Consider the following 1,258-nt stretch of genomic DNA (forward strand, 5'->3'; position numbering starts at 1 on the left):
TGATCTTACCCAGCAACAGTGGACACTCGTTTAAGCGATCATTCGGACTTCAAACGCCTCTGGGCTGATCATCCCTATAGCACTGTGCCGTCGTTGCTTGTTGTAGTCCAGTTCGATGTATTCAAACACCTGGCGTCTCATCATATCTCGCGTTTTAAAGTTCTCGCCGTGGATCGCTTCCACCTTGAGGCTGTGAAAGAAGCTTTCGGCACAGGCGTTATCATAACAGTTGCCTTTCGCGCTCATACTGCACTTGAGTTCATGTCGCGTCAGTAGCGACTGATACAGCGTCGAACAGTACTGACCACCTCGATCTGAATGGACGATCACGCCTGTTGGCATTTTACGTTTCCATAGCGCCATTTGTAGTGCATCACAGACAAGATCTGCCGTCATACGCTCGCTCATTGCCCAACCAACGACTTTGCGAGAGTAAAGATCAATTAGCACAGCAAGATAAAGCCAACCTTCACCCGTCGCCAAGTAGGTGATATCACCCACCCACTTTTGATTAGGGGCTGAAGCCCTGAAGTCTTGCTCTAGCAGGTTTGGCGCAACAGGTAGCGAATGTCGAGAGTTTGTGGTGGCCTTGAACTTACGGGCAGCTTTAGCACGCAGGCCTTGTCGCTGTAAGCTGGCAGCCACGGTCTTGCGATTCACCGGTATTCCGTCATCTTGCAGGTCTAGAGCTAATCTCGGGGCGCCTGAGCGGCCTTTACGTTGGTGAAACGCCGCAGCCACACGCTTATCGAGAACGGCTTGCTGGCTGCGCTTTAGAGACAGACCTCCTTCGCGCTGTCGCCAAGCGTAGTAGCCGCTTCGAGCGACCCCAACAACATGGCACATGCGCTGAACACTGAAAGCCTGGCGATGACGATGGATAAAGGCGTACTTCACTTCAGGCTCTTCGCAAAGTACACCGCGGCCTTTTTTGTGATAGCCAGCTCCTCATTGGCTTCGGCTAATTGCCGCTTCAGACGAACGTTTTCTTCTGCCAGCGACCGCTCTCGCTCAGATGTATCTTGCTGTTGCTGAACCTTAGAACGCCACTGATAAAGCTGACTCGAGTGTATGCCCAGTTCACGAGCCGCTGCGGCAACGCCTATGCGATCAGCAAGCGCTAACGCTTCTTGCCGATAGGTATCTGAGTAACGGGTATAGGATTTTTTCTTCATTGATGTCGTCGATCTTGCCATGGTTCACCTCGTTGCAGTGTATTACATTCTTGAGGTGTCCATCGTTACTGGGCAAGATCACA

General features: G+C 51.7%; 1 protein-coding gene. It reads right to left on the reverse strand.

The genetic code is table 11. The features are described 5' to 3' along the window. Positions 1–30: 30 nt before the first annotated feature. A protein-coding gene (locus ACT3RQ_RS17680) for an IS3 family transposase (RefSeq protein ID WP_139296708.1) occupies positions 31–1,196 on the reverse strand; the annotation gives its coding sequence in 2 pieces (ribosomal slippage) (positions 31–935 and positions 935–1,196; 1,167 coding nt in all). Positions 1,197–1,258: the final 62 nt, after the last annotated feature.

Origin of the sequence: Halomonas sp. AOP43-D1-4, assembly GCF_052446175.1 — a bacterium.
Lineage (GTDB): Bacteria > Pseudomonadota > Gammaproteobacteria > Pseudomonadales > Halomonadaceae > Vreelandella > Vreelandella citrativorans.